Consider the following 24293-nt stretch of genomic DNA (forward strand, 5'->3'; position numbering starts at 1 on the left):
GGTTCGGCGTGAGACGCGGAACCTACTACGTTTAACTTACTGCCTTCCCGGCCTCGGAATAACCACCAGGCTCTCGTGCCCTTCCGCATCAACAGACTGCACGCCAAAAAAGTAGTTGTCCTTCGAGTAATTCAGGGTCGCTGCGGGCTCCGTTACAAAGAATTTCTTCTCCCAAAAGGCGCTGGTAGTTTCGCGCATCACCACATAATACCCGGCCGGTTTTTCGCCTGCCGGCGCTTCCCATTTAATGGAGGTTTTATTGGTAAGACCAGCGGTGAGCATGGTTACGTTAACAGGCTCGCGCGGCGCCAGCGCCAGGCTCGCTAAGGTGGCGAGGTTCATCCGGGCTACTTTTTGAGTGTAATTATAATCTACAAAATCGGGCAGGTCACCGTAGTCTACGCCATTTTCTTTGCGGAGGGTCTGGTGCTGCCGTTCAAAGTTTTCGTTCATTTCGGTTACCCGGATGGCCGCAAAACCTTGCTGCGAAAACGGGGTATGATCGCCGCCGCGCAGGTAGCGGTCTTTTCGATAGATCAGTTTCACGTTCAGCTGGTCCACGTAGCGTTCGCCAACTTCTTTCATATAACGGGCAAACTGCCGGGCGGCGCCGTCGTTCTCCGAGCCGATACTCGACCGGGCGGTCGCCTGTTGTGGTGTTTCCACTGCCGAAGTACCCTCACTAAACACGCGCACGCTGCTGTTGTCTTTCAGGTCCGTTTCCATCCCGTACGAGTTTCCAACAATATCGTTCGTGATCATGCCGGCTACGTTCCAACCCGCTGCCCTGGCCCGCTTGGCCAGGTTCTGGGCGCCGTACAGACCTTGCTCTTCGGCCACCATGGCCACGAATATCAGCGTACAATTATAGGTTCCCTTGCTCATCACACGCGCCAGCTCCATCGCGGTAGCCGTACCGGAAGCATCGTCATTGGCGCCGGGGGCGGTAATTTTTGCGTCCATCACATCGCTGGCGCGCGAATCGTAATGCCCCGAAACAATAAACACGCGATCATCGGCCGGGTTGGAACCGGGGAGGATGGCCAGTACGTTCTTCATCGGCGTTGGATTGGGCATGCGGTTGCCGGCCGGTACCACGAACGAGTCGAACTCCACCTTCAGCTTACCGCCCGAGGCTTTAGCGTACGTCTCCAGCTCGGATTTTATCCAGTTTCTTGCCGCCCCGATCCCTGTTTTCGCATCCAGCGTATCGCTCAGGCTGTGGCGTGTCTGGAAGCTTACCAGCTTACGCACAATGGCCTCGATGTTCTTTGCCGACACTTCGTCGACCATCTTTTTGACATATGGGTCCTGTTTAATAATGTCCTGCGCGTGGATGTTAAGCGACAAGAAAAATGCGGGAATAAGTAGCTTAAAACGTTTCATATCTAAATATGCATTAAACTGGCGCATTTTATATCCCATTAAGCTGCTGTAACAACTTTGTTAAGCAAATGGAAGCTGATTGAGGGGTCAAATTGATAAGTTTGATCATCATAACATTTAAACATTAGAGGAAATGAAAAAAAACTTACTCTTTTCTGCATTCTTCGCAATAGGTGCGGTGTCGCCGCTATTTGCGCAAGAATCTTTTGACGCAGCCGCGGTCCAAAAGATCCGCGACGAAGGAATGAACCGTTCGAAAGTAATGGAAACGGCGTTCACCCTTACCGACGTAACGGGTCCCCGTTTATCCGGTTCGCCCGGTCTGCGTAAAGCGCAGGAACAGGTAGCCGCACAGATGAAGGCGATGGGCCTGCAGAACGTGAAGATCGAACCATGGGGCGAATTTGGCAAAGGCTGGCAGATCGACAAGTCGTACACCGCCATGACGGCTCCTTATTATGATGCGCTCATCGCCTACCCTAAGGCATGGTCGGGCAGCACCAAAGGGGCGGTAAAGGGCGAAGTAGTGATTGTTAAGGCCGACTCCCTGCCTGATCTCGAGAAATATAAAGGCAAACTAAAAGGAAAGTTTGTAATCTATGATTCACAGACTACACAGGCCGCAGGTGACATTTTCCAGGCAGACGGAAGCCGCAACACTGATGCGCGTTTAGCCGAAATGGCTGCTACACAACCCGTAACTCCGGGTGCAGGCCCGGGGGGAAGACCAGGCGCGGGACGTCCGGGTGGTCGCGGCGGCGCTTTTGCAGCCATGGCTTTCCGTCCGAAACTGGCGGAATTTTTAGCTTCTGAAGGTGTCGGCCTCATCATCAACATGGGTCGCGGCACCGATGGAACTTTATTTACCAGCAACGGTAACTCGAGGGCAAAGGATGCGCCAAAGGCAGGCCCTGAAGTAGAAATGTCGGGCGAAGATTACCTGCGTTTACTTCGCCTGGTGAAATCGGGCGCCAAAGTAGAAATGGAAGCCGATATTAAAACGAGCTTCTACACCAAAGACCTGCAGGAATACAACGTAGTAGGCGAAATCCCCGGCAGCGACCCAACCCTGGGCAGCGAACTGGTGATGCTGGGCGCTCACTTTGATTCCTGGCATTCAGGCACCGGCGCAACCGACAATGCCGCCGGAAGCGCCGTGATGATGGAGGCCATGCGCATTATCCAGGCTACCGGCCTGAAGCCGAAACGTACCATTCGCATTGCCTTATGGAGCGGCGAAGAACAAGGCCTGCTGGGCTCCAGGGGTTACGTTACCAACCATTTCGCCAGCACGGCAGACATGGTGCTGAAACCGGAGCATTCCAAGCTTTCCGCTTATTATAACCTGGACAATGGTACCGGCAAGATCCGCGGCGTTTACCTGCAGGGCAACGCAGCAGCAGGGCCGATCTTCCGGTCGTGGCTGGCACCGTTCAACGACCTGGGCGCAACCACTGTAACCATCAGCAATACTGGCGGTACCGACCACCAGTCATATGACGCGGTTGGCCTGCCCGGCTTCCAGTTTATACAGGATGGCATGGACTATAACACACGCACCCACCACAGCAACCAGGATACTTACGACCGGTTAAGCGCCGACGACCTTAAGCAGGCAGCTACCATTATTGCCGCTTTTGCCTATAACACTTCGCAGCGCACAGAGAAAATCCCGCGCAAAGCATTACCGGCCGCAAGACCGCCGCAAACTCCGGGAGGAGCAGGCGCCGCAGGAACCGCTCCTGCAAGGAATTAAATTAGCTGATGGCCGATAGCCGATAGCCAAAAAACTAACTCTTAAAGCCGGTAGCTCCTTAGCTGCCGGCTTTTTTATTTTAGCTATTTTTATCGCAGAATGGCAACTACAGAAATCCTGGCTCATCAGGCGATCGCCTTACTTACCCAATTGATCGCCACACCCTCGTTCAGTAAAGAAGAGGACCAGACCGCACAACTTATTGAGCGGTTCCTGCAGGAAAGTGGCGTACTTACCCACCGGCTTATCCACAATATATGGGCCCGCAACCGCTATTTTGATGCCTCGAAGCCTACTATTCTTCTTAACTCGCACCACGATACCGTAAAGCCGAACCCGGGGTATACCAAAGACCCTTTCAACCCGGTAATAGAGGATGGCAAGCTCTACGGCCTGGGCAGCAACGACGCCGGCGGGTGCCTGGTATCGCTTATAGCCGCCTTTTTGAACTTCTTCCAGCGCCGGGACCTTGCGTATAACCTCGTGCTTGCCGCCACGGCCGAAGAAGAGATCTCCGGTAAGAACGGCATCGAGTTATTGGTTCCGCAGCTGGGCGCGCTCGACTTCGCCATTGTAGGCGAACCTACGGGTATGCACCTGGCAATTGCCGAAAAAGGCCTCATGGTGCTCGATTGCACAAGTTACGGCACCGCAGGCCACGCAGCCAGGGAAGAAGGCGACAACGCCATTTACAAAGCGATTAAGGACATTGAGTGGTTCCGCACATACCGGTTCCCGCGGGAATCGGAAAGTTTCGGCCCGGTGAAAATGTCGGTAACCATTATCCAGGCCGGAACGCAGCACAACGTGGTGCCGGCTACGTGCAGCTTTACGGTGGATGTTCGGGTTACCGATGCTTACCGCAACGAAGAGGTCCTGGAGATCATCCGCTCAAACGTTTCCTGCGAAGTAAAACCCAGGTCGACCAGGCTTAAGCCCTCATCGATCTCCAGGGACCACCCTATAGTACTTTCGGGACTGAAACTCGGAAGGGAAACCTACGGCTCTCCCACTACCTCAGACCAGGCGCTGCTGGATATTCCTTCGCTAAAGGTCGGTCCCGGCGATTCGGCAAGGTCGCATAGCGCGGACGAATACATCCATATTGCCGAAATAGAAGAGGGGATTAAACTTTATATCCGGTTGCTGGAACCATTGTTAAACGCGTAGAAGCGCCTGTTGTAACCTGCTGCTAAAAACACGCCAGCAACCCGAATTCGCCTTGCTGCGCGATGAACACCACCGGCGGTACTTTCCTGCCAAACCTTACCGCCCGTATTAGGTCGTTTTTGCCGGATGCAGTCGCTTTCTCAGCCTGCCGAGCGGCTTCTCCACGGTGTAGTAGCACAGCATGGAAAGCAGCGCCGAGATCACCACCGCGCCCACGTAAAATTTCACCAGCTGCCCGCTGAGCAGGAACGAAGCCAGGGCCGTAAATACCAGGCTGTGGAACAGGTAAATGGAATAACTCAGCTTACCGATATACACGAGCGGTTTCGCCGAAAGCATGTTATTTAACCATTGATACCTTTCAGACTGAACTATTGCCGGTATCAGCACGAACAATGCGCCCCCTTGCAGCGAAAACCGGATGGTATTCCTGAAAGTCTCGTTCCTGATCACCAGCGTTGCCATCATCACCAACAACGCGGTTATAAAAAGCCACGGGCTGGAAATCACGGGTAAGATCTTTTTCGAACGGTCATGGTAAAGCAGCACGCTGGCCAGGCATCCGTAAAGGATGGAATCAAACCGGGTATGCGTGGGGTTATAACAATAAAGCATGGCCCGCTCGGGATCATCGTACATCGCATTCCCGATATACCTTAACACCAGCGGCACCGCCAGCAAAAGACCGATGGCGATGGTCAGCTTACGCGGCGACCTGGCCAGCAGCAGGAAAATAAACGGAAATACCAGGTAAAAATGTTCCTCGACCGCCAGCGACCAAAGGAACAGCAATACCTGTTTACTCTCCGTGCTGTAAAAATTATAGTAATTTACGTAGTAAAACAATGCGGCATACAGTTCCTGCCACGTAAAAGGCAAACCGGTAACCAGGATATAAACCACCAGGAAGCAAAGCATGAACAGCAGCGGCGGGTACAGCCTGAGCAACCGGCGGGCGTAAAACAATTTAAGGTCTACATGGCTGCGCTGCGCGTATTCGGCGAGCAATAAGTTAGTAATAAGGTACCCGCTGATAAAGAAGAACACGGTAACGCCTAGTCCGCCGGGCACGATCTTGTCGAACCCCAGGTGCGCCAGGAATACAAGCATAATAGATAGGGCCCTTAAACCATCGAGGGCGGGGATGTAGGAAGCGTTTGCCGTTTTTGCCATGCGAAATATCTCCGAATATAGGATAACTGCGGGGTGTGCACAAGTGGCTTACACCGGATCGCAGATCATGTTGTTGAACCGTTTTTGCGCGCTCCGTAATCCCAAAATCATAAAACACCGGAACAGCCCATACTGGCCAACAATTGCCCGTGATTGCTGATTATTGTGTGAAACTATTGTTTTAAAATGGATCTTCAACTACAAAATAAGACCGCGTTCGTAAGCGGTTCTACCGCCGGTATCGGCTATGCCATTGCCAAACAACTGCTGCAGGAGGGCGCAACTGTGGTGATTAACGGGCGCACCGCCGAAAGGATCGATGCCGCCATCGCCCGGCTACAGGCAGAGATCCCGGGCGCCGATGTTTCGGGCATAGCCGCTGACTTTTCGAATGCGGAAGAGATCTCGCGGCTGCTGCAGCAACTCCCCGAGACAGACATCCTGGTGAACAATGCCGGTATCTTCGAGCCCACGCCGTTCACCGATATTCCCGATGCAGACTGGTTTCGTTTCTTTGAAGTGAACGTGATGAGCGGCGTGCGGCTCTCCCGGCATTACCTGCCCGGCATGCTGCGGAGGAACTGGGGACGGATCATTTTTATCTCCAGCGAATCTGCCATCCAGGTGCCCGAAGAAATGATCCACTACGGGATGACAAAAACGGCACAGCTTTCTGTAAGCCGCGGACTGGCCGAGCTTACCAAGAAAACCAATGTTACCGTTAACTCTGTACTCCCAGGGCCTACACGCTCCGAAGGCGTAGGCGGCTTCCTGGAAAACCTCGCCCGGGCCGGCAACAAAACCGCGGAACAAGTGGAAGGCGAATTCTTCCAGACGGCCCGCCCTACTTCCATTATCCGGCGGTTCCTGGAAGTCGATGAGATTGCGAACCTGGTTGCATACGTGGCCAGCCCGCTGTCGTCGGCTACTAATGGTGCTGCGCTGCGTGCGGATGGGGGATTGGTGAAAACAATCGTATAAGGATAATATCCCCTATTCCCAGGCGCTGCGAGATAGCCGGATCGTCGCCCATCGCGCATCTTCATCTCGACGGCAGGTGACGGCGTTTCGGTTTACGGAAGGTTTGTGACCGGGCTGCAAAAGTGCATAGCAACAGCTAAGTTTACATATATTCTGATGATAATCGTCCCATGTTTTCCATAAGATCTTCTCCACGTTTTTAGAATAAATCTGTAACAATTTACCTTTTGCTGCCGTCAAACCGACCTTACTTCTTATTTTTATACCATGGCCGTACAAATGAGCTTTCCTGAAAATATCAAGTTATCGCTGCAATCCATCAGCAGCAATAAATTGAGAACGTTTTTAACCGCGCTCATTATCGCCATCGGTCTTACCGCGCTGGTAGGGATCCTCACCTGTATCGACGCCATCGAGAACTCCATCACCGATGCGTTCTCCAGTATGGGCGCCAACTCGTTCACCATCCGCAACCGCGGAACGGGTATCCGCATCGGCGGAAGCGGCCAGCAGCCTAAACGCTGGAAGGCGATCAAATACCAGGACGCCATGGCTTTCAAGGAGAATTTCAAGTACCCTTCGCGGGTTTCTGTAAACGTATTCGCCTCATTCGGCGGAACGGTTAAATACGGCAACCAGAAGACCAATCCAAATATCGCCGTACTTGGCGGAGATGATAATTTTGTATTTACGGGTGGCTATAAGCTTGCCGAAGGCAGGAACTTTTCGGCATCCGAGCTCGAGTTCGGCAGTAACGTGGTCATCATCGGCTACGAGTTGAAAAACACGCTGTTCCCCAAGATCAGCCCGATCGATAAGATCATCAACATAGGCGGCGATAAATACCGGGTAGTTGGCCAGTTCGCCGAAAAAGGGTCGAGCATGGGTCCGGGCGGCGGCGATAAGATCTGCCTCATTCCCCTGGTAAAGGCACGTACCATCATCAGCAATCCCAACCCCTCTTACACCATCGCGGTAATTTCTGATGATGCGGCAAAGTCTGACATCGCCGCGGGCGAAGCCACTTCCGTTTTCAGGAACATCCGCGGGTTAAAGGCCGGTAAAGAGAACAACTTCGAGATCACTAAAAGCGACGCCATTGCGCAAACCATGGTTTCCCAGCTCAATGCCGTCAGGATAGGTGGTATCGTGATCGCGGCGGTAACGCTGATCGGCGCCGCCATCGCGCTCATGAACATCATGATCGTATCGGTAACCGAACGCACCCGCGAGATCGGCATCCGCAAAGCGATCGGCGCCACACCGAAAGTGATCAGGCGCCAGTTCCTTTTCGAGGCCATCGTGATCTGCCTCATCGGCGGGTTTGCCGGCATCCTGCTGGGAATTACGGCAGGCAACCTGCTTTCCTTCGGGATGGGCGGCTCCTTTATCATGCCGTGGGTATCAACCATTATGGGGCTGATCATTTGCGTAGGGGTTGGATTGGTTTCCGGGATCTACCCGGCATTGAAGGCTGCCAAACTGGACCCGATAGAATCGTTGCGGTACGAGTAAACTGCGCCGTGCTTAGCTAACGGCTACCACCTTGTTTTTAATGATCATCTCCGTATCCAGCACCCGGGTCTGGAAATCCGTTACGGGCCTTTTGCTTTCGATCAGCTCGATAAGAAGACTGGTGGCGATCTGCCCCATCTCAAACGCCGGCTGACGCACAGACGTAAGCGACGTAGCGAAAAGCTCCGTGAGGTTCGAATTGGTAAAGCCGGTGATCTTGATACTGGATGCCACCGCCGGATCCGATTTCTTCAGCGCCAGCAGGCAACCGGTGGTAAGCTTATCATTTGCGGCAAAAATAGAATCCGGCTGGTTTTCGAGTTCTATCAGCGAGTTCACCGCCCGCTCCATCTCATCCTGGATCATGCCCCCATGATTACAGTACTGTACGTACTCTTCCCGGAAGGGAATGTGATACTTCCTGAGCGCCTCCTTATAGCCGTCCAGGCGCTCCTTGGTGATAGAAAGGTGCGCCGACGCGGTAAGATGTGCAATGTTCCTGCAGCCCGAATTAATGAGATATTCGGTGGCGTCAAAAGCGCCTTTAAAATTGTTAGCGATCACCTTATGGGTATAGATGTCGTTAGTCACCCGGTCGAAAAACACGATGGGAAGCCCTTTGTCATGCAGCTCCTTAAAATGCGAGATATCGTTCGTTTCCGAAGAAAGCGAAACCAGCAGACCGTCTACCGAGCGCGAGGCCAGGTGCTTCAGGTTGATGACCTCCCGCCCCGCCGACTCATGGCTTTGCGTGATGATGACGTGGTAACCGCTGTTATAAGCGATGGATTCGATGCCGTTAATGGCCTGCGAAAAAAAGTTGTTGGCAATCTCGCAAACGATCACCCCGATGGAGTGACTGCGCCGCTCTTTCAGGCTCAATGCGATGGGGTTGGGCTGGTAGTTGATCTTTTCCGCGTACTCCAATACAATACGCCGGGTTTCGGCACTGATCTCGTACCCGTCCCTCAGCGCCCTGGAAACAGTTGAGGTAGACAGACCCAGCGCCTTCGCGATATCTTTTATGGTGATCGGCTCAAACTTCATCTTCCCGCAAGGTAACTAAATTTAAAGTGGCGTACAAGAGCCGTCCTGTACAGTTATGTCCATCCTGTACTGTCCGGCAACGTTCCCGGCAACGATTGCACAAATTTTTAAGGCGGTACAACACCCCATTAAAGCATTTTTATAATAAACTTGCTATACAATTTACACTAACCATTATACTATTTTACCTAAAGGTCAGTTATTTTCATGTAAGTGTGAGAGATGCTGCTGACCAGAACATTAATAACCAATTTAAAACAATACCAGACATGAAGAGAATTCTACTTCTTTTATCTGTGTTACTTTGCGGCCTTTTTTCGGTCAGGGCGCAAACGAGACAGATAACAGGGAAAGTGACAGACAAGGCAGACGGGCAGCCGGTTATCGGCGCCAGTGTAACAGTAAAGGGCGCTACACAAGGTGCAAGTACGGGCGTTGACGGTACTTTCCGGCTAACCGCGGCTACCGCCGGAAACGTGGTGCTCGTAGTTAAATATATCGGCTACAAAGAACTGGAAGTAACGGTTCCGACGAGCCAAACGGTAGTTAATGTAGCCATTTCAGAGGAATCGGTTATGCTGAACGAAGTAGTGGCCGTGGGTTACGCTACCGTGAACCGCAGGGACCTTACCGGTTCCGTGTCGTCGGTGTCGGCTAAACAACTCAAAGATATCCCGATCAACTCTACCGCCGAAGCATTGGCAGGCCGCCTTGCAGGGGTCCAGGTAACCGGCACCGAGGGCACGCCGAACGCCGAATTCCAGATCAGGGTGCGCGGCGGCGGCTCCATTACACAAGACAACTCGCCGTTATACGTGGTTGACGGTATCCAGGTACAAAACGCTTTGTCGGTACTCTCGCCACAAGATATCGAGAGCATCGACGTGTTGAAAGACGCCTCTTCTACAGCAATTTATGGCGCACGCGGCGCTAACGGTGTCGTGATCATCACCACCAAGGGCGGCAAGGAAATGAAGTCGACCGTTACTTACAACGGGCTTGCCGGGATCCGCCGCCTGGCAAACAAGCTGGAAGTGCAGGACCCTTACCAGTTCGTGCTTTACCAGTACGAACGCAGCCGAGCAAGCAGCGCCGACCAAACGTCGTTTTTAAACACCTACGGTGATTTTGGTGATATCGACCTGTACAAAAGCGTTGCTTTCGCCGACTGGCAGGACAAGCTGCTGGGCGATAATGCGCTGATGCAAACCCACAACCTCGGCCTCACTGGCGGAACAGCTACTACCACTTTTAACCTGAGCGTAACATCGAATAACGAAGACGGCGTGCTTATGGGGTCCGGCTTCGACCGTAAACTGGTGAACTTTAAATTCGATCACAAGGTGAATGACAAGCTGCGTGCCGGGTTTAACGCCCGTTATAACAACACCATCGTGGACGGGGCAGGAACTTCCGATCCGGGCTCGGCATCACTGAACAGGTTACGCCAGGTAGTAAAATACCGCCCACTGCTGGTTAACGGGCAGGATGACAGCGCTTACGACCCCGCCTACGCGTTAGAAACCAACAGCAACAGCTTATCGCTCGTAAACCCGATCCTGCTAAACCAGGCGGAATATAAAAAAACCACCAGCGGAATTGCCAATTTCAACGCGTACTTCTCCCTGAAAGTGCTGAAGGAACTCACCTTTAAAAGCACCCTGGGTTATGATGTGACCAACCGCCGCGACAACGTATTTAACGACTCCATTACCAACGAGTCGAAGCTGAACGGTTCCGGGCAACCTATGGCCTCTATCAGCACGGTTAACCGCCGCACCATCAACAACTCGAACGTGCTTTCTTACACCAATTCCGGCTCAAAGTCCGACTTTGCCAAGATGCATAAGATCGACGCCTTGCTCGGGCAGGAGATCCTGGATGATAAAGACAAGACCTACTATCTCCAGAACCGCCTGTTTCCCTTCGGCATTTCGCCGGAAAGGGCATTCGCAAATATGTCGCTCGGCACTACGCCTGCGGGCGGAAGTACCTCTACCGAATCACCGCATGTACGCACGGCATCGTTCTTTAGCCGGGTGAACTACGCGTACAACAGCAAGTACCTGTTATCGCTGTCGTTAAGGGCCGATGGGTCCACCAAGTTTTCCAAAGGCAACCAATGGGGGTATTTCCCGTCGGGCTCGTTCGCATGGCGCATAACCGACGAGAAATTTATGGAAGGACTGAAAACGACGGTTAACGACCTTAAGCTTCGCGTAAGCTACGGCGAAGCCGGTAACAACCGCATCAGGGACTTCCTGTACCTGTCGCAATTCACGCCTTCCGCTTATTATGACATTAATAACCAGCTGATCACCACCTTTAACTCACCAACGCTATCCAACAACTCGTTGAAATGGGAGACAACCATTTCTAAAAACCTGGGCCTCGACGCGGGGTTCCTCAACAACCGTGTTCAAATCTCGATAGATGCTTACAAGAACAAGACGCGCGACCTGCTGGTAGATGTAGCCATTCCAACTACCTCGGGTTATACTACCCAGATCCAGAACGTAGGCTCCACCAGTAATAAGGGACTGGAATTCCAGTTAAACGGTACCCCCGTGGCTACCAAAAACTTCCAGTGGACCGCCAACTTCAACATATCATTCAATAAAAATAAGATCGAAAGCCTGGGGCAATACCAGAAATCTTTCCTTCAATCGTCAGGCTTCGGCGGCTCTACCGTGCCGGCGGATTACCAGGTGATCGTAGGCCAGGCGGTAGGTAAGATCTACGGCATGGTGACCGACGGTTTTTACACCATCGACGACTTTACCTATAACGCGGGCGTTTATACACTTAAACCGGGAGTGGCCAACAACAGCTCCATCACGGCAGTGGCCCCGAAACCAGGTGTATTAAAATTCAAAGACCTTAACAGCGACGGGCTGGTGGACCTCGACCACGACCGCCAGATCATCGGCGATGCCAATCCGAATTTCCTGGGCGGGCTAAACCAATCGTTCACTTATAAGAACTGGGACCTGAGCGCGTTTGTGAACTTCCAGGTAGGGAACGACGTGCTGAATGCCAACAAGCTCGAGTTTACCAACGGCTACCAGCCTAACTCGAACATGCTGGCCGTCATGAACGGCCGCTGGCGGAACGTGAACGACCAGGGCGTGGTAGTTACCGACCCCACAGCGCTGGCTGCACTCAACGCGAACGCCACCATCTGGTCGCCGCTTACCAGCTTCAGCTCGTTTTATGTACACTCCTGGGCGGTGGAGGACGCCTCTTTCCTCCGCATTAACAACCTCACCCTGGGGTATACGGTTCCGACTTCATTGTTAACCAAAATAAAAGTGAGCCGCTTAAGAGTTTACGGTACGGTAAATAACCTGGCAGTGATCACCAATTATTCGGGTTACGATCCCGAAGTGAGCACCCGCCGCAGCACCGGCCTTACACCGGGCGTGGACTATTCCGCTTATCCCCGGAGCCGGGCGTTTATCTTCGGCGTCAATTTATCCCTGCAGTAAAACCAGTTAACGATTAAAGACATGAAAACACCAATTTTTAAAAGATATACCGGCACGTTACTGATTGCCATCGCAATGATGGGTATCACCGCCTGTCAGAAATACCTGGAGGTTTCGCCGATCTCCTCGTTCGGCCCGGACTATACGTTCAACAGCGTAACCAACGCGCAAAAAGCGGTATTGGGCGCTTATGCCGCCCTCACGGGCGATGCTGGTTACGGTATCCGTTTAAGTATGTACTACCCGTACGACAACGACGAGATGATGGGCCAGGGCGCCACCCCATACCCGGATGGCGAACGCCGCGACATCGCCCATTACAACACGCAGCCATCCAATTCGCAGTTAGCGGGACCGTTCAACCAGCTTTACCACGGTATCGAAATGGCCAACCTGTGTATTTACTACATTCCAAAAATGGAACAGTATACAAGCGGCTCGGCGAGCGACCAAAAAGCGTTGAAGCGCCTTTATGGCGAAGCGCTCGCCCTGCGTGCCCAGTTTTATTTTGAAGTGATCCGCAACTGGGGCGATGTTCCCGCGAGCTTCCAGCCATCGAGCTTTGAGAGCGATCTCTTTAAGGCCCGCACCAACCGCGATACCATTTACAACCGGGTACTCGCCGACCTCGCCACTGCAAGCAACCTCGTTCCATGGAAAACTGAAGACCCATCGGTTACCAACGAGCGCATAAACCAGGGCGGCGTACGTGCGTTACGGGCCAGGATCGCTTTATTCCGTGGCGGCTTTTCACTGAGACAGAGCAAAACGATGGAACGTCCCGCCGACTATAAAACCTATTACCAGATCGCCAAAGACGAATGCGCAGCCATTATGGCCCGCAATGACCATAGGCTGAATGCCAGCTACCAGGCGGTATTTAAAGACGCGCTGGACGCACATGCCAAAGACCCGGCAGGAGAAATTATCTGGGAGGTGGGCATGACCGGCGGGAGCAGCGGCGTAGGCGACAGCAAACTGGGTTACTACAACGGCCCGAGATTGAACGGAGCAACCGGGAACGGCGCGCTGACGATCCTACCTAGCTATTTTTACTCCTTCGACCCGAACGATACCCGCAGGGATGTTACCTGCGCTCCGTACAACATCAGCTCCGCCGGCATTATCCAGCCGCGTACGCTGGTGACCATGGTCGACGGGAAATTCAGGCGCGACTGGATCTCCAACCCGTCTGTGCTAACCTCTACGGCCCAGTATTTCGGGATTAACTGGCCGGTGATACGCTATTCGGACGTACTGCTGATGTTTGCCGAGGCCGACAACGAATTGGCCGGCGCTCCCTCCGCTGCGGCTAAAGCGGCCTTCGAACAGGTAAGAACACGTGGATTCGGCGGTAACGCCACGCTGATAGGCACCACACCTGCCGATAAGACTGGTTTCTTTAACGCGATCGTAAAGGAAAGAGCGTTCGAATTCGGCGCTGAAGGAATCCGCAAGTACGACCTTATTCGCTGGAACCTGCTTAAAACCAAACTCGATGAAGCGAAAGCTCAAATGGCGGAGATGGCAAAACCAGTTGCCGACCGTATTTTACCGTACAAGAATTACCCGCTGAACATGTATTTCCAGGCGAATGCTACTTCGGTGGTGCCGCTTAATTCTTACTATCAGCCGGAACCGGCCACCGCGCCTGCAAATTCCGTTACGGTAGCCTGGGTCACTGCACCTACGGTATCGGGCACCACTACTACCCCGAGCACCATCACGAGTACGCTGCTTACCTATTTTGCCATCAACTTTACACCTAATAAGAGCGAGCTGCTCCCGCTTCCGCAGCAAACCGTTGAAGCGAACCCCATCCTTGGCGGCCAATGGTACGGCTATTAACCTGATATGAACATGAACAGCATGAACACAATAGTTACAACCGGCAAGCGGATCGTCCTTCCGCTGCTGCTTATTATCCTGGCGATCGCGTCCTGTACAAAGGACGAAGACGATACCACCACGCTGCCGAGGCTATTCAGGCCCGGGGCCATAAAGATCACCACTGCGGATACGCAGGTAAAACTGGAATGGAACGCTTCCCTGTTTACCACCCCTAAAGCGGTGAAATACACGGTAGAAGTGTACAAAGATCCCGCATTTACCGGTACGCCCGACTTTACCGGCGTTACCGATACATCAGGATTGGTAATAACCGATGCCAAGCTTTCTATCAAGCAAAAGTATTATGCACGCGTAAAAGCGAACGCCACCGACGTATCCGCCGAATCGGCATGGGTAGCAAGCGCAGACTTCACCATCCCGGGGATCCAGCTGTTTTCTGCGGTGCTGGCCAGCGAGATCATCGACGGCGCGGCCATCCTCCGCTGGAAGGTTACGCCGGGAATTACCAGGCTGGTACTTACCCCGCAACCCGGCACCGCGAAAGACATAGCGCTGGTTGCCGCAGATATTGCCGCCGGCCGGAAACTGGTGGATAACCTCGTGCCAAACACCACGTACATTGCGGAACTTTTTATCGGTACTAAAACCCAGGGAACGGTTACCTTTAAAACGAAGGTATCTACCATCTCCGGCAATATCGTCGATCTGCGCGCCATTACCAACCGTCCGAACGTCCTGGCGGATACGCTGCCGAAGATCCCTTCCGGAAGTACCGTGATCCTGAAAAGAGGACTTACCTACAATATCCCGGTAGCTCAAAACCTTGATCGCACCGTAGTGATCCAGAGTGGCGACGACCTGCTGACGCCAACCATGGCCACTATCTCCATGGTGTCGAACTTTAACATCTCCGCCAGCAGCTCCATCGATTCCATCGTGTTCAGGAACGTAACGCTGCGCAGCGACGGCTACGCATCCAAATATGTTTTCAACGTAAGCAATGCCTGTACCGTCGGAAAGCTGAGCTTCCAGTCGTGCAACGCCGCGGTGTTCAGGGGTATTGTCAGGCTGCAAACCGCGGTGATCAACATGACCGATTTCGTGGTCAATAACTGCATCGTAGACAGCCTCTCTAACTATGGCCTGATCACGGTAGATAACGTGAACTGTAAAGTGAACAACTTCGTGCTCACCAATAGTACTTTTTACAAGTGCGAGAAGATCATTACCAGCCGCCAGAACGCGGTGACCGTAAACATTGCCAACTGTACCTTTAACGAAACGCCCTGGGGCAACGGCGCCAACTACCTGGTCGACTTTAGCACATCGGGAACGAATAACGTAACCGGGGGCATCAAGATCAGCAACAGCATTATGGGCCCCGGCTGGCTCAATGCGGGAAGCACCGTGGTGCGCGGGCTTCGTTACGGTACCGCAGTGGTAGACGTAACAGGGACTTACAATACGTCCGACTACTCGGCGACCGCCAATACGATTCCGAACATGACGTTGTACAACAAGCTGTCGACAGAGCTGTTCACCGATCCGGCCAACGGAAACTTTAAGATTAAAGACACGGCTTTCCCGGGCAAGAGCAGCACCGGGGATCCGAGATGGAGATTATAATGAAACGATCGCTATTGATCCTTATTCCTTTTATTGCCTTAAACGCCTGTGCGGTGCCGAAGAACCGGCCCGCACAAGTACTTAAAGCGGATACCCTTCCCATTGCGTTCCCCGGTGCGGAAGGCTTCGGTAAATATACTACCGGCGGCCGCGGCGGTCGGGTGGTTCGGGTAACCAACCTTGCCGATGCAGGACCGGGGAGCTTCCGGGAAGCCGTGAGTCTGAAAGTCCCGCGGATCGTGGTATTCACCGTGTCGGGGACCATTCACCTGGAAACGCCGCTGACCATCAGGGGTAACATCACCATCGCAGGCCAGTCTGCACCGGGTGATGGCATCTGCCTGGCGGACCACCCTGTGAGCCTCGGGGGCGACAATATCATTGTGCGTTTCCTGCGCTTCCGCATGGGCGATAAAAACCAGAAAAAAGGAATGGTAGACGGAAGCGGCAGCGACGATGCCTTTGGCGGCACACGCCGGAAGAACATCGTAGTAGACCACTGCAGCGTGTCGTGGAGCACCGATGAGCTGATGAGCATTTACGCGGGCGACAGTACCTCGGTACAGTGGAACATCCTGTCGGAGCCGCTCAACTACTCCTACCATTTTGAAACGGGCGACAAGGGCTTCGAGAAACATGGTTATGGCGGGATTTGGGGCGGCAGGCATGCCTCGTTCCATCACAACCTCATTGCGCACTGTAATAGCCGCACACCCCGGTTTGACGGGATCCGCAATGCACCGGCCGAAAATGTTGACCTCAGTAACAACGTGATCTACAACTGGGGCTCCAACAACGTGTACGCAGGCGAAGGAGGTAACTACAACATCGTAAATAATTACTATAGGTACGGCCCTTCGACAAACGAAAAAGTGCGGAAACGTATCGCAAACCCCTATAAGCTGGACCAAAAAATCCCCTACGGTAAATTCTTTATCGAAGGCAACTACGCCGATGGATTCCCGGATGTGACGGCAAATAACTGGAAAGGCGTAGACATGGAAAAAGGCACCGAAGCAGATGCCGTTAATGCAAAGGCAACTACTCCTTTCCCCTCGGAAGAACTCACTGCGCAGCCTGCGGCGGAAGCTTACGAACTGGTACTCCGGTTTGCAGGTGCCATTTTCCCTAAACGCGACACGCTGGACCAGCGGATCATAAACGACGTAAAAAACCGCAGCGGCCGTTTCATAGACGTGCAGGGCGGATTCGCACACGGCACTGCTTATGAGAAAACTGTAAATGCGTGGCCTGCCCTCAAATCCATTCCGGCGCCCATAGATACCGACCAGGACGGAATGCCGGATGATTGGGAAAAAGCCCGCAAACTAGACCCGACAGTAAATGACAGTCAAGGGTTTTCATTAAATAAGAAATACACTAATATTGAGCTGTACCTTAACCAATTGATAAAGCCATAACATACGCATGGATGGCGCATCGTTAGCAAAAAAAAGGGGAAACCCACATGAAAAAGCTTAACTTATTACTGGGCTCCTTACTTGGCATGTTGGTGTTATGGGCGTTCGCGCCGGCGGAAGACAAACTAAAGATCTACCTGATCGGCGACTCTACCATGGCCAACAAGCAGCTGCGGGCGCTCCCGGAAACCGGCTGGGGAATGCCCTTCAGTAATTTCTTCGACGGATCGGTAACGGTTGACAACCGCGCCCAGAACGGACGAAGCACCAAATCGTTTATGGCCGAGAACCGCTGGAAACCGGTGGTGGACAGCCTGCAGCCTGGCGACATAGTGCTGGTACAGTTCGGACATAACGACGAGGTAAAAACCAAAGCCACTTACACTACTGAAGAGGAATTTAAAGCCTACCTCCATAAATACGTGAGCGATGCACGCTCGAAAAAAGCGCTCCCGGTATTGATCACCCCCGTGGCGCGGCGCAACTTCGACGGCAACGGCAAGATAGCCGGTACACACGAGGTATACGCGGAGATCGTGCGGACCGTAGCACGCGAGAACAATGTGCCCCTCATAGACCTCGACCAGGAGAGCCAGGCACTATTGCAGTCCTTCGGCGTAGAAAACTCGAAATTACTGTATAACCACCTGCTGCCCGGCGAACACCCCAACTACCCGGACGGCAAGGAAGACAATACACATTTCAGCGAACTGGGCGCCCGCAAAATGGCGCAGATCGTACTGGCCGACCTGGTGAAGCTAAACGTTGGCAACATCAGTGCGCACGTTTACAAACCGCCAGTAAAGAAATAAAGAAGTCTTTGCGGCTCTTTGCGTGAGTCCCTTTTCGCAAAGGCGTGAAGAAAACCCATTTAGTAACAATGAAAAAATTACTTGCATTTTTACTGCTTACCTTCTCTCCGTTTGCCGGTAGCGCACAGCAAGCCACCTATCCATCCACCTTAACGGTTGCACAGGACGGCAGCGGAAACTACAAAACCATCCAGGAAGCGGTCAACTCCACGCGCGACCTTGGAGCCAAAGTGGTGAAGATCTTCATAAAAAATGGTACTTACCACGAAAAGCTGATCATTCCTTCGTGGAAAACCGCCATCTCGCTGGTGGGGGAAGACAAGGAAAAAACCATCATTACCGGCGACGATTACTCCGGCAAGAACGTACCGGGAGGAAAAGATGCCTACGGCCGCGATAAGTTTAACACCTATACATCCTATACCATGCTGGTACAGGGTAACGACTTTTCGGCCGAGAACTTAACCATCCGAAATACCGCCGGGCGGGTTGGACAGGCAGTGGCGCTGCATGTGGAGGGCGACCGTTGCCGGGTCACCAATTGCCTGATACTTGGCAACCAGGATACGCTTTACCTGGCGTCGGCCAATAGCAGGCAGCTGTACACCAATTGTTACATAGAAGGTACCACCGACTTTATCTTCGGGGAAGCGACCGTGATTTTCCGGGGATGCACCATTAAGAGTCTCACAGACTCGTACGTTACCGCTGCCGCCACCACGCCGCAGCAGCGGTACGGGTTCGTGTTTTTCGACTGTAAACTGGTAGCCGATCCTTCCGTAAAAAGGGCTTTCCTGGGAAGGCCCTGGCGTCCGTATGCAAAAACTGTATTCATTAACACCGAGATGGGCAGCCACATCCTGCCCCAGGGTTGGGATCCCTGGAAAGGTGATGCCATGTTTCCCGACAAGGAAAAAACCGCATTCTACGCCGAATATGGCAGTACCGGCGCCGGCGCGGGCCATACGCGTGTAACATGGGCGAAGCGGCTGACAAAAAGAGAAGTGAAATCCTTGTATACCTGGTCGAAAATCTTCTCTAAACCGAACACATGGGACATCGTTCAATAACATTTCCGGTCCTGCTGGTCCTGCTTGGCATTAGCGCCATCGCGCAGCAAAAGGTGTCGCAGGTTTGGGTAGCCGACCAGGGGAACGGAACTTACAAAAACCCGGTGCTGCACGCTGATTATTCAGACCCGGACGCGATCCGCGCAGGCGACGATTTTTACCTGGTCTCTTCCAGTTTTGAAGACATTCCCGGGCTGCCAATACTGCACTCCAAAGACCTGGTGAACTGGACGATTATCGGCTATGCCCTGAAACGGCAGCCGCCATTCGAGGTATTTGCAAAGCCACAACATGGCAACGGGGTTTGGGCGCCTGCTATTCGTTACCATAACGGCGAGTTTTATATTTATTACCCGGATCCGGACTATGGTATTTACCTCGTGAAAGCTGCCAACCCGGCAGGCCCGTGGAGCGAACCGGTACTGGTAGAGGCGGGTAAAGGACTGATCGACCCCTGTCCCCTTTGGGATGACGACGGCAAAACCTACCTCGTACATGCCTACGCCGGCAGCCGTGCAGGCATCAAAAGCATCATCGTGGTAAAACGGATGAATGCGGCAGGTACCACGGTGCTGGATGAAGGCAAGCTGGTATATGACGGTCACGACACCGACCCAACTATTGAGGGACCGAAAGCTTATAAAAAGAACGGCTATTATTACCTGTTCGCGCCGGCCGGCGGTGTGGCTACAGGCTGGCAGCTGGTGCTCCGCTCAAAAAACATCTACGGTCCTTACGAACGTAAAGTAGTGATGGACCAGGGAAAATCACCAGTAAACGGCCCGCACCAGGGCGCCTGGGTGACCACCCAAACGGGTGAAGACTGGTTCCTGCACTTCCAGGATAAGGGCGCCTATGGCAGGATCTTGCATCTCAATCCCATGAAATGGGTGAATAACTGGCCCGTGATAGGCATCGATAAAGACGGCGACGGCGTAGGAGAACCCGTGCTTACTTATAAGAAACCCAATGTGGGCAAAACCTACCCGGTTGCCACGCCGCCAGAAAGCGATGAATTCGACGGAAACACGCCGGGGCTGCAATGGCAATGGATGGCCAACGCCAAAGCAACCTGGGCGTTCAGCAACCCGGCCAAAGGACAACTAAGGTTATTTTCTGACAAGATACCGGAGGGCGCTAAAAACCTTTGGTGGACACCCAATGTGCTGCTCCAGAAATTTCCCGCCGGGGAGTTCATGGTGACCACGAAACTTACCTTTACCCCCAATCCGAAGCTAGAGAACGAAAAATCCGGCCTGGTGGTAATGGGCTACAGCTACGCCGGCGTTTCGCTTAAGAGCAAAAAAGACGGTATTTACCTGGTTTACACGCATTGCAAAGACGCGGACGGCGGCAAGCCTGAAAACGAATCGACGCTTGGGAAAATAACGGTTCCCACCGTTTGGTTCAGGGTTAAAGTAACCGCCGGTGCAGCATGCCGCTTCAGCTACAGCACGGATGGCACGCAATTTACCGATGCCGGCGACGAGTTTACGGCAGAGACCGGCCGCTGGACCGGCGCCAAAGTGGGATTGTTTTGCACACGCGAAACCCAGATCAACGATTCCGGTTACGCTGACGTAGATTGGTTCAGGGTAGAACCAGTGAGATTTTAACGTCTTCCTGTACAAATCCGGCAATACTGAAAATCGATCGGTCATAAATGGTAACTTTAGCTATATTTATGTGTCATCGATTAGCTAACCATCGCCAGATTCCTGTATGTATCTTCGTTCTGTCGTTAAAGGCGTTTGCCTGCTGTTTTTAACCGCTGCCGGTTCACCCGCATTTTCGCAGGCGCTTACCAAGCCCGCAGATAACCGTTTTACCAAAGTGGTGCTCGTGCAGCGCCTGGAAGAGCCGATGCAATTCCAGGTAATGAAGGACGGGCGCGTAATATACGCCGAGCGCAAGGGCAAGATAAAGGTTTACGATCCGGCTACCGGGCAGCTTACGCTGGTGGCACAATTCCCGGTGAGCACCACCTATAAGAACAAGCAGAGAGAAGTTACCGAGGGCGAGGACGGCTTGCAGGGTATCATTCTCGACCCGGACTACGATACCAATCACTGGTTGTATATTTATTATTCCCTTGCGGGAAACGATCCCAAAAATGTGCTGGTGCGTTACGAATGGTATGGGAAGGAGCTGATAGCCGGCTCGCGGAAAGTAATGCTCGAAGTGGTCACCCAACGCGAGGAATGCTGCCACGTTGGCGGGGGAATGCTTTTCGATAAGCATAAGAACCTGTTCCTGACCACCGGCGATAATACGTTTTCCCGTGCCTCGGATGGTTACACGCCGCTGGATGAGCAGCCGGGACAGTCGCCGCGCGATGCGCAGAAGTCCTCTGGAAATACCAATGACCTTCGGGGGAAGATCCTCCGCATTCACCCCGAGCCCGACGGCACCTACAGCATCCCGGAAGGCAACCTTTTCCCAAAGGAAGAGCCGCTTACCCGGCCGGAAATATATACGATGGGTAACCGTAATCCCTGGCGGCCAAGCATCGACAGCAAAACCGGCTGGCTTTACTGGGGGGAAGTAGGACCCGACGGTTCCGACGAAGACATGGAGAAACGCGGTCCCCGTTCACACGACGAATTTAACCTGGCGAAAAAACCGGGCAATTATGGCTGGCCTTATTTCGTAGGGAACAACAAACCATACGTAGATTACGATTTCGCGACAAAAACTTCCGGCAAACCGTTCGATCCGGCGCAACCCGTGAACGATTCACCAAACAATACAGGCAGGAAAGCGCTTCCGCCGGCAGTTCCGGCCCTGGTGTGGTACTCGAAGAACATTATGCCCGAGTTTCCGCTGATGGAAAGTGGCGGCAACAGTGCTGTAGGCGGGCCCGTCTTCCGCGCCGGCGACTTCGGGAACGCCAGGCGCGTGTACCCTGCCTATTACGAAGGAAAATGGTTCATTACCGATTGGGTACGCGGATGGCTCAACGTAGTGGAAGTGGATGAACAGGGAAACTACAGGGGAATGGAACGCTTTCTCCCCGGCTTGCACCTGAAGGGGCCCATCGATATGAAATTCGGTCCCGAAGGCGATCTGTACGTGCTCGAATACGGGAACGGCTATTTTAAAGATAACCCGGAGGCAGAGCTGATCCGCATCGAATACAACGGCGGCAACCGCAAGCCTGAAGTGCAGGCGGCGGCAACCAAAACGGCGGGCGCGGTTCCCTTAAAAATCAGTTTGTCTGCCGCAGGCACAAAAGATTACGACGAAGGGGATTCACTGCGGTACGAATGGAAGATCACGCGGAACGGCGCGGCTTTCAAAACCATGAAGCAGGCCACGCCGTCTGTTACCTTCACCGCTCCGGGAACCTACAGGGCTACGCTAACGGTTACCGATAGCAAAGGCGCAAAGAACAGCAAGTCGGTGGAGATAAAAGCGGGAAACGAGCCGCCAGTGGTTGGCTTAAAGATCACGTCGGGCAACTCCCGCTTCTTCTTTCCTGGCAAAACGATCACCTATGCCGTAAGCGTTACCGACAAAGAAGATGGCAGCCTGGCCAACAAGCGCATAATGCCTGCACAAGTATCGGTAAGCGCGAATTATCTCTCGGAGGGCTACAATCCCACCGTGATCGCCCAGCAACAATTAAGTTTTGATGCCGCGGCCCAACATGCCGGCGCGCGCTCGATGATCAATAAAAGCGATTGTAAGGCCTGTCACCAAACCACCGGTAAATCGCTCGGGCCGGCATTCACCGCTGTGGCGCTTAGGTACAGGAACGATGCCGCCGCGGTGGAAAAGCTGGCGAAGAAAGTGATTTCCGGCGGCTCAGGGGTGTGGGGCGATGCACAAATGCCTGCACATCCCGCCTTATCCGCGAGTAACGCGCAAGCCATCGTTAAGTATGTGTTGAGCCTCGGAACGCCCGCCAAAGTGGTACGTTCCCTGCCGGTTACCGGCGCCTATACCACCAATATCCCACAGGGGGAAGGCACCGAAGGCAGCTTTATTATCCGCGCCGCTTACACTGACCGGGGAGCGAAAACGATCTCTGCACAAACCGGCGAAAAGGTCGTCGTACTTCAACCGCCAGTGCTTAAACCGTCGAAAGCAGACGAGGCCGGTGGATTTACCTTTAACGCCGACAGCACGCTGGCTACCGTACGCGATGCAGGCGGTTATCTTAAATTCAGCAAGCTCGACCTTACCGGGATAGGGTCCATCGCAGTCATCACCGAGGCAGGCTCCCGGCAGGCAACAGGGAAAATGATCGAGGTACGTTCGGGATCGCCGGAAGGGCCGTTATTGGGAACGATCGATGCGAAACAGGGATCACCGGGCACGGCCATTACCGGGAACCTGGGAACCGCGGATCTTTATCTTGTTTTTCCGGGCCCGATGAGGATAAGATCTGTCCGTTTAGGACCGGCGCACTAGCGGCACGAACCTTGCCTAAGGCTATTTAACCCGCTTATAAACCGGGAGCAGGTTATCTGCCAGGCATGATTCGGCGGGGCCACAAACATAAATGAGCTTAAGCCCGCGACCCTGATCTGAAAACTGAATGGTGACTGGCTTCCGCGTAAGCGGAGCGACGGTAATAATCGGAATTAATTTATCAATTGGAGCATACGGCTCTTTTGAACCGTCGTTTATAAGTTGAGCGAGGTTACTGTAGGACAGCTGGTCTCCTTTTACCTTGTAATTGCCGGTGGTAAGCGAGGTATAGCCCAGCAGATCACCGGATTTAGCTACCACGGAAGTCGTCTCTTTAAACGTACCGTCCTGGTTAAAAAGAAGCTCGCTTCTGTGCACGCTTCCATCGCTGCCCAGTTCCGCGTTATCATATGACCACTTACCTGCAAGGTTCGATTGATAATCTGACTCTTTATCGCATGCAGTTAAAAGCATAAAGGGCAATAACAAGATGAGGATGATCTTCGGTTTCATTTCGTATTATAATGTCGTTAGTGATCGTTTTAGAATCTATACGCCGCTTTTTTCAAAATGAAACAGTT

16 protein-coding genes are annotated in these 24293 nt (G+C 53.1%); 12 read left to right on the forward strand and 4 right to left on the reverse strand.

Annotated elements, in window-relative coordinates; genetic code table 11:
• Nucleotides 1-36 precede the first annotated feature (36 nt).
• Nucleotides 37-1386: a M28 family peptidase gene (locus tag GS398_RS04095; protein ID WP_160905440.1), complete on the reverse strand. Its 1350-nt coding sequence runs from the start codon at nt 1384-1386 to the stop codon at nt 37-39.
• 133 nt (nt 1387-1519) lie between these two features.
• Here GS398_RS04095 and GS398_RS04100 point away from each other — a divergent pair, with 133 nt between their 5' ends.
• Entirely contained in the window at nt 1520-3142 is a 1623-nt protein-coding gene (locus tag GS398_RS04100) for a M28 family metallopeptidase (RefSeq protein ID WP_160905441.1), read from the forward strand.
• Between the two features lie 99 nt (nt 3143-3241).
• A complete protein-coding gene (locus tag GS398_RS04105) occupies nt 3242-4312 on the forward strand; it encodes a M20 family metallo-hydrolase (RefSeq protein ID WP_160905442.1) in 1071 nt (356 codons plus the stop codon).
• A 108-nt stretch (nt 4313-4420) separates the two neighbouring features.
• Here the strand turns inward: GS398_RS04105 and GS398_RS04110 are convergent, their stop codons facing one another.
• Nucleotides 4421-5485, reverse strand: coding sequence for an acyltransferase family protein (locus GS398_RS04110; protein WP_160905443.1), 1065 nt, complete (start codon nt 5483-5485; stop codon nt 4421-4423).
• Between the two features lie 186 nt (nt 5486-5671).
• Between GS398_RS04110 and GS398_RS04115 the strand changes: the two genes are divergently transcribed.
• Complete coding sequence (locus GS398_RS04115) at nt 5672-6466, forward strand: SDR family NAD(P)-dependent oxidoreductase (protein ID WP_160905444.1); 795 nt, start codon at nt 5672-5674, stop codon at nt 6464-6466.
• Nucleotides 6467-6745: 279 nt separating this feature from the next.
• Nucleotides 6746-7981: an ABC transporter permease gene (locus tag GS398_RS04120; RefSeq protein ID WP_237488077.1), complete on the forward strand. Its 1236-nt coding sequence runs from the start codon at nt 6746-6748 to the stop codon at nt 7979-7981.
• Nucleotides 7982-7993: 12 nt separating this feature from the next.
• Here the strand turns inward: GS398_RS04120 and GS398_RS04125 are convergent, their stop codons facing one another.
• Nucleotides 7994-9028 (reverse strand): LacI family DNA-binding transcriptional regulator, encoded by a 1035-nt coding sequence (locus GS398_RS04125; protein ID WP_160905446.1) that lies wholly within the window; start codon nt 9026-9028, stop codon nt 7994-7996.
• A gap of 269 nt (nt 9029-9297) precedes the next feature.
• Here GS398_RS04125 and GS398_RS04130 point away from each other — a divergent pair, with 269 nt between their 5' ends.
• The 8 genes from GS398_RS04130 (at nt 9298) to GS398_RS04165 (ending at nt 23712) form a co-directional block, all read left to right on the forward strand.
• Nucleotides 9298-12516: a SusC/RagA family TonB-linked outer membrane protein gene (locus GS398_RS04130; protein ID WP_160905447.1), complete on the forward strand. Its 3219-nt coding sequence runs from the start codon at nt 9298-9300 to the stop codon at nt 12514-12516.
• 21 nt (nt 12517-12537) lie between these two features.
• Nucleotides 12538-14364, forward strand: coding sequence for a RagB/SusD family nutrient uptake outer membrane protein (locus tag GS398_RS04135; RefSeq protein WP_160905448.1), 1827 nt, complete (start codon nt 12538-12540; stop codon nt 14362-14364).
• Nucleotides 14365-14385: 21 nt separating this feature from the next.
• Nucleotides 14386-15993, forward strand: coding sequence for a DUF5123 domain-containing protein (locus GS398_RS04140; protein ID WP_160905449.1), 1608 nt, complete (start codon nt 14386-14388; stop codon nt 15991-15993).
• Nucleotides 15993-17414 (forward strand): pectate lyase family protein, encoded by a 1422-nt coding sequence (locus GS398_RS04145; protein ID WP_237488078.1) that lies wholly within the window; start codon nt 15993-15995, stop codon nt 17412-17414. The genes GS398_RS04140 and GS398_RS04145 overlap by 1 nt, the downstream gene beginning before the upstream one ends.
• A 47-nt stretch (nt 17415-17461) precedes the next feature.
• A complete protein-coding gene (locus tag GS398_RS04150) occupies nt 17462-18226 on the forward strand; it encodes a rhamnogalacturonan acetylesterase (protein ID WP_160905450.1) in 765 nt (254 codons plus the stop codon).
• A gap of 68 nt (nt 18227-18294) precedes the next feature.
• The gene (locus tag GS398_RS04155) at nt 18295-19296 is read left to right on the forward strand and encodes a pectinesterase family protein (RefSeq protein ID WP_160905451.1); all 1002 of its coding nucleotides are present in this window, start codon (nt 18295-18297) and stop codon (nt 19294-19296) included.
• Nucleotides 19278-20912 carry a glycoside hydrolase family 43 protein gene (locus tag GS398_RS04160; RefSeq protein ID WP_160905452.1) on the forward strand — a complete coding sequence of 545 codons (1635 nt, stop codon included), beginning with the start codon at nt 19278-19280 and terminating at the stop codon, nt 20910-20912. The genes GS398_RS04155 and GS398_RS04160 overlap by 19 nt, the downstream gene beginning before the upstream one ends.
• A gap of 106 nt (nt 20913-21018) precedes the next feature.
• The gene (locus GS398_RS04165; protein WP_160905453.1) at nt 21019-23712 is read left to right on the forward strand and encodes a PQQ-dependent sugar dehydrogenase; all 2694 of its coding nucleotides are present in this window, start codon (nt 21019-21021) and stop codon (nt 23710-23712) included.
• 21 nt (nt 23713-23733) lie between these two features.
• Here GS398_RS04165 and GS398_RS04170 read toward each other — a convergent pair whose 3' ends face one another.
• Nucleotides 23734-24225, reverse strand: a complete 492-nt coding sequence (locus GS398_RS04170; RefSeq protein WP_160905454.1) for a lipocalin-like domain-containing protein — start codon at nt 24223-24225, stop codon at nt 23734-23736.
• Nucleotides 24226-24293: the final 68 nt, after the last annotated feature.

Source organism: Hufsiella ginkgonis, from assembly GCF_009834915.1.
Taxonomy (GTDB): domain Bacteria; phylum Bacteroidota; class Bacteroidia; order Sphingobacteriales; family Sphingobacteriaceae; genus Hufsiella; species Hufsiella ginkgonis.

Excerpts from the sequence above, each read along its gene's own strand:
- GS398_RS04115 (WP_160905444.1), top strand. The coding sequence starts at position 5,672 with ATGGATCTTCAACTACAAAATAAGACCGCGTTCGTAAGCGGTTCTACC.
- GS398_RS04135 (WP_160905448.1), top strand. The coding sequence starts at position 12,538 with ATGAAAACACCAATTTTTAAAAGATATACCGGCACGTTACTGATTGCC.
- GS398_RS04170 (WP_160905454.1), bottom strand. The coding sequence starts at position 24,225 with ATGAAACCGAAGATCATCCTCATCTTGTTATTGCCCTTTATGCTTTTA.
- GS398_RS04120 (WP_237488077.1), top strand. The coding sequence starts at position 6,746 with ATGAGCTTTCCTGAAAATATCAAGTTATCGCTGCAATCCATCAGCAGC.
- GS398_RS04145 (WP_237488078.1), top strand. The coding sequence starts at position 15,993 with ATGAAACGATCGCTATTGATCCTTATTCCTTTTATTGCCTTAAACGCC.
- GS398_RS04165 (WP_160905453.1), top strand. The coding sequence starts at position 21,019 with ATGTATCTTCGTTCTGTCGTTAAAGGCGTTTGCCTGCTGTTTTTAACC.
- GS398_RS04150 (WP_160905450.1), top strand. The coding sequence starts at position 17,462 with ATGAAAAAGCTTAACTTATTACTGGGCTCCTTACTTGGCATGTTGGTG.
- GS398_RS04105 (WP_160905442.1), top strand. The coding sequence starts at position 3,242 with ATGGCAACTACAGAAATCCTGGCTCATCAGGCGATCGCCTTACTTACC.
- GS398_RS04130 (WP_160905447.1), top strand. The coding sequence starts at position 9,298 with ATGAAGAGAATTCTACTTCTTTTATCTGTGTTACTTTGCGGCCTTTTT.
- GS398_RS04100 (WP_160905441.1), top strand. The coding sequence starts at position 1,520 with ATGAAAAAAAACTTACTCTTTTCTGCATTCTTCGCAATAGGTGCGGTG.
- GS398_RS04125 (WP_160905446.1), bottom strand. The coding sequence starts at position 9,028 with ATGAAGTTTGAGCCGATCACCATAAAAGATATCGCGAAGGCGCTGGGT.
- GS398_RS04110 (WP_160905443.1), bottom strand. The coding sequence starts at position 5,485 with ATGGCAAAAACGGCAAACGCTTCCTACATCCCCGCCCTCGATGGTTTA.
- GS398_RS04160 (WP_160905452.1), top strand. The coding sequence starts at position 19,278 with ATGGGACATCGTTCAATAACATTTCCGGTCCTGCTGGTCCTGCTTGGC.
- GS398_RS04155 (WP_160905451.1), top strand. The coding sequence starts at position 18,295 with ATGAAAAAATTACTTGCATTTTTACTGCTTACCTTCTCTCCGTTTGCC.
- GS398_RS04140 (WP_160905449.1), top strand. The coding sequence starts at position 14,386 with ATGAACACAATAGTTACAACCGGCAAGCGGATCGTCCTTCCGCTGCTG.
- GS398_RS04095 (WP_160905440.1), bottom strand. The coding sequence starts at position 1,386 with ATGAAACGTTTTAAGCTACTTATTCCCGCATTTTTCTTGTCGCTTAAC.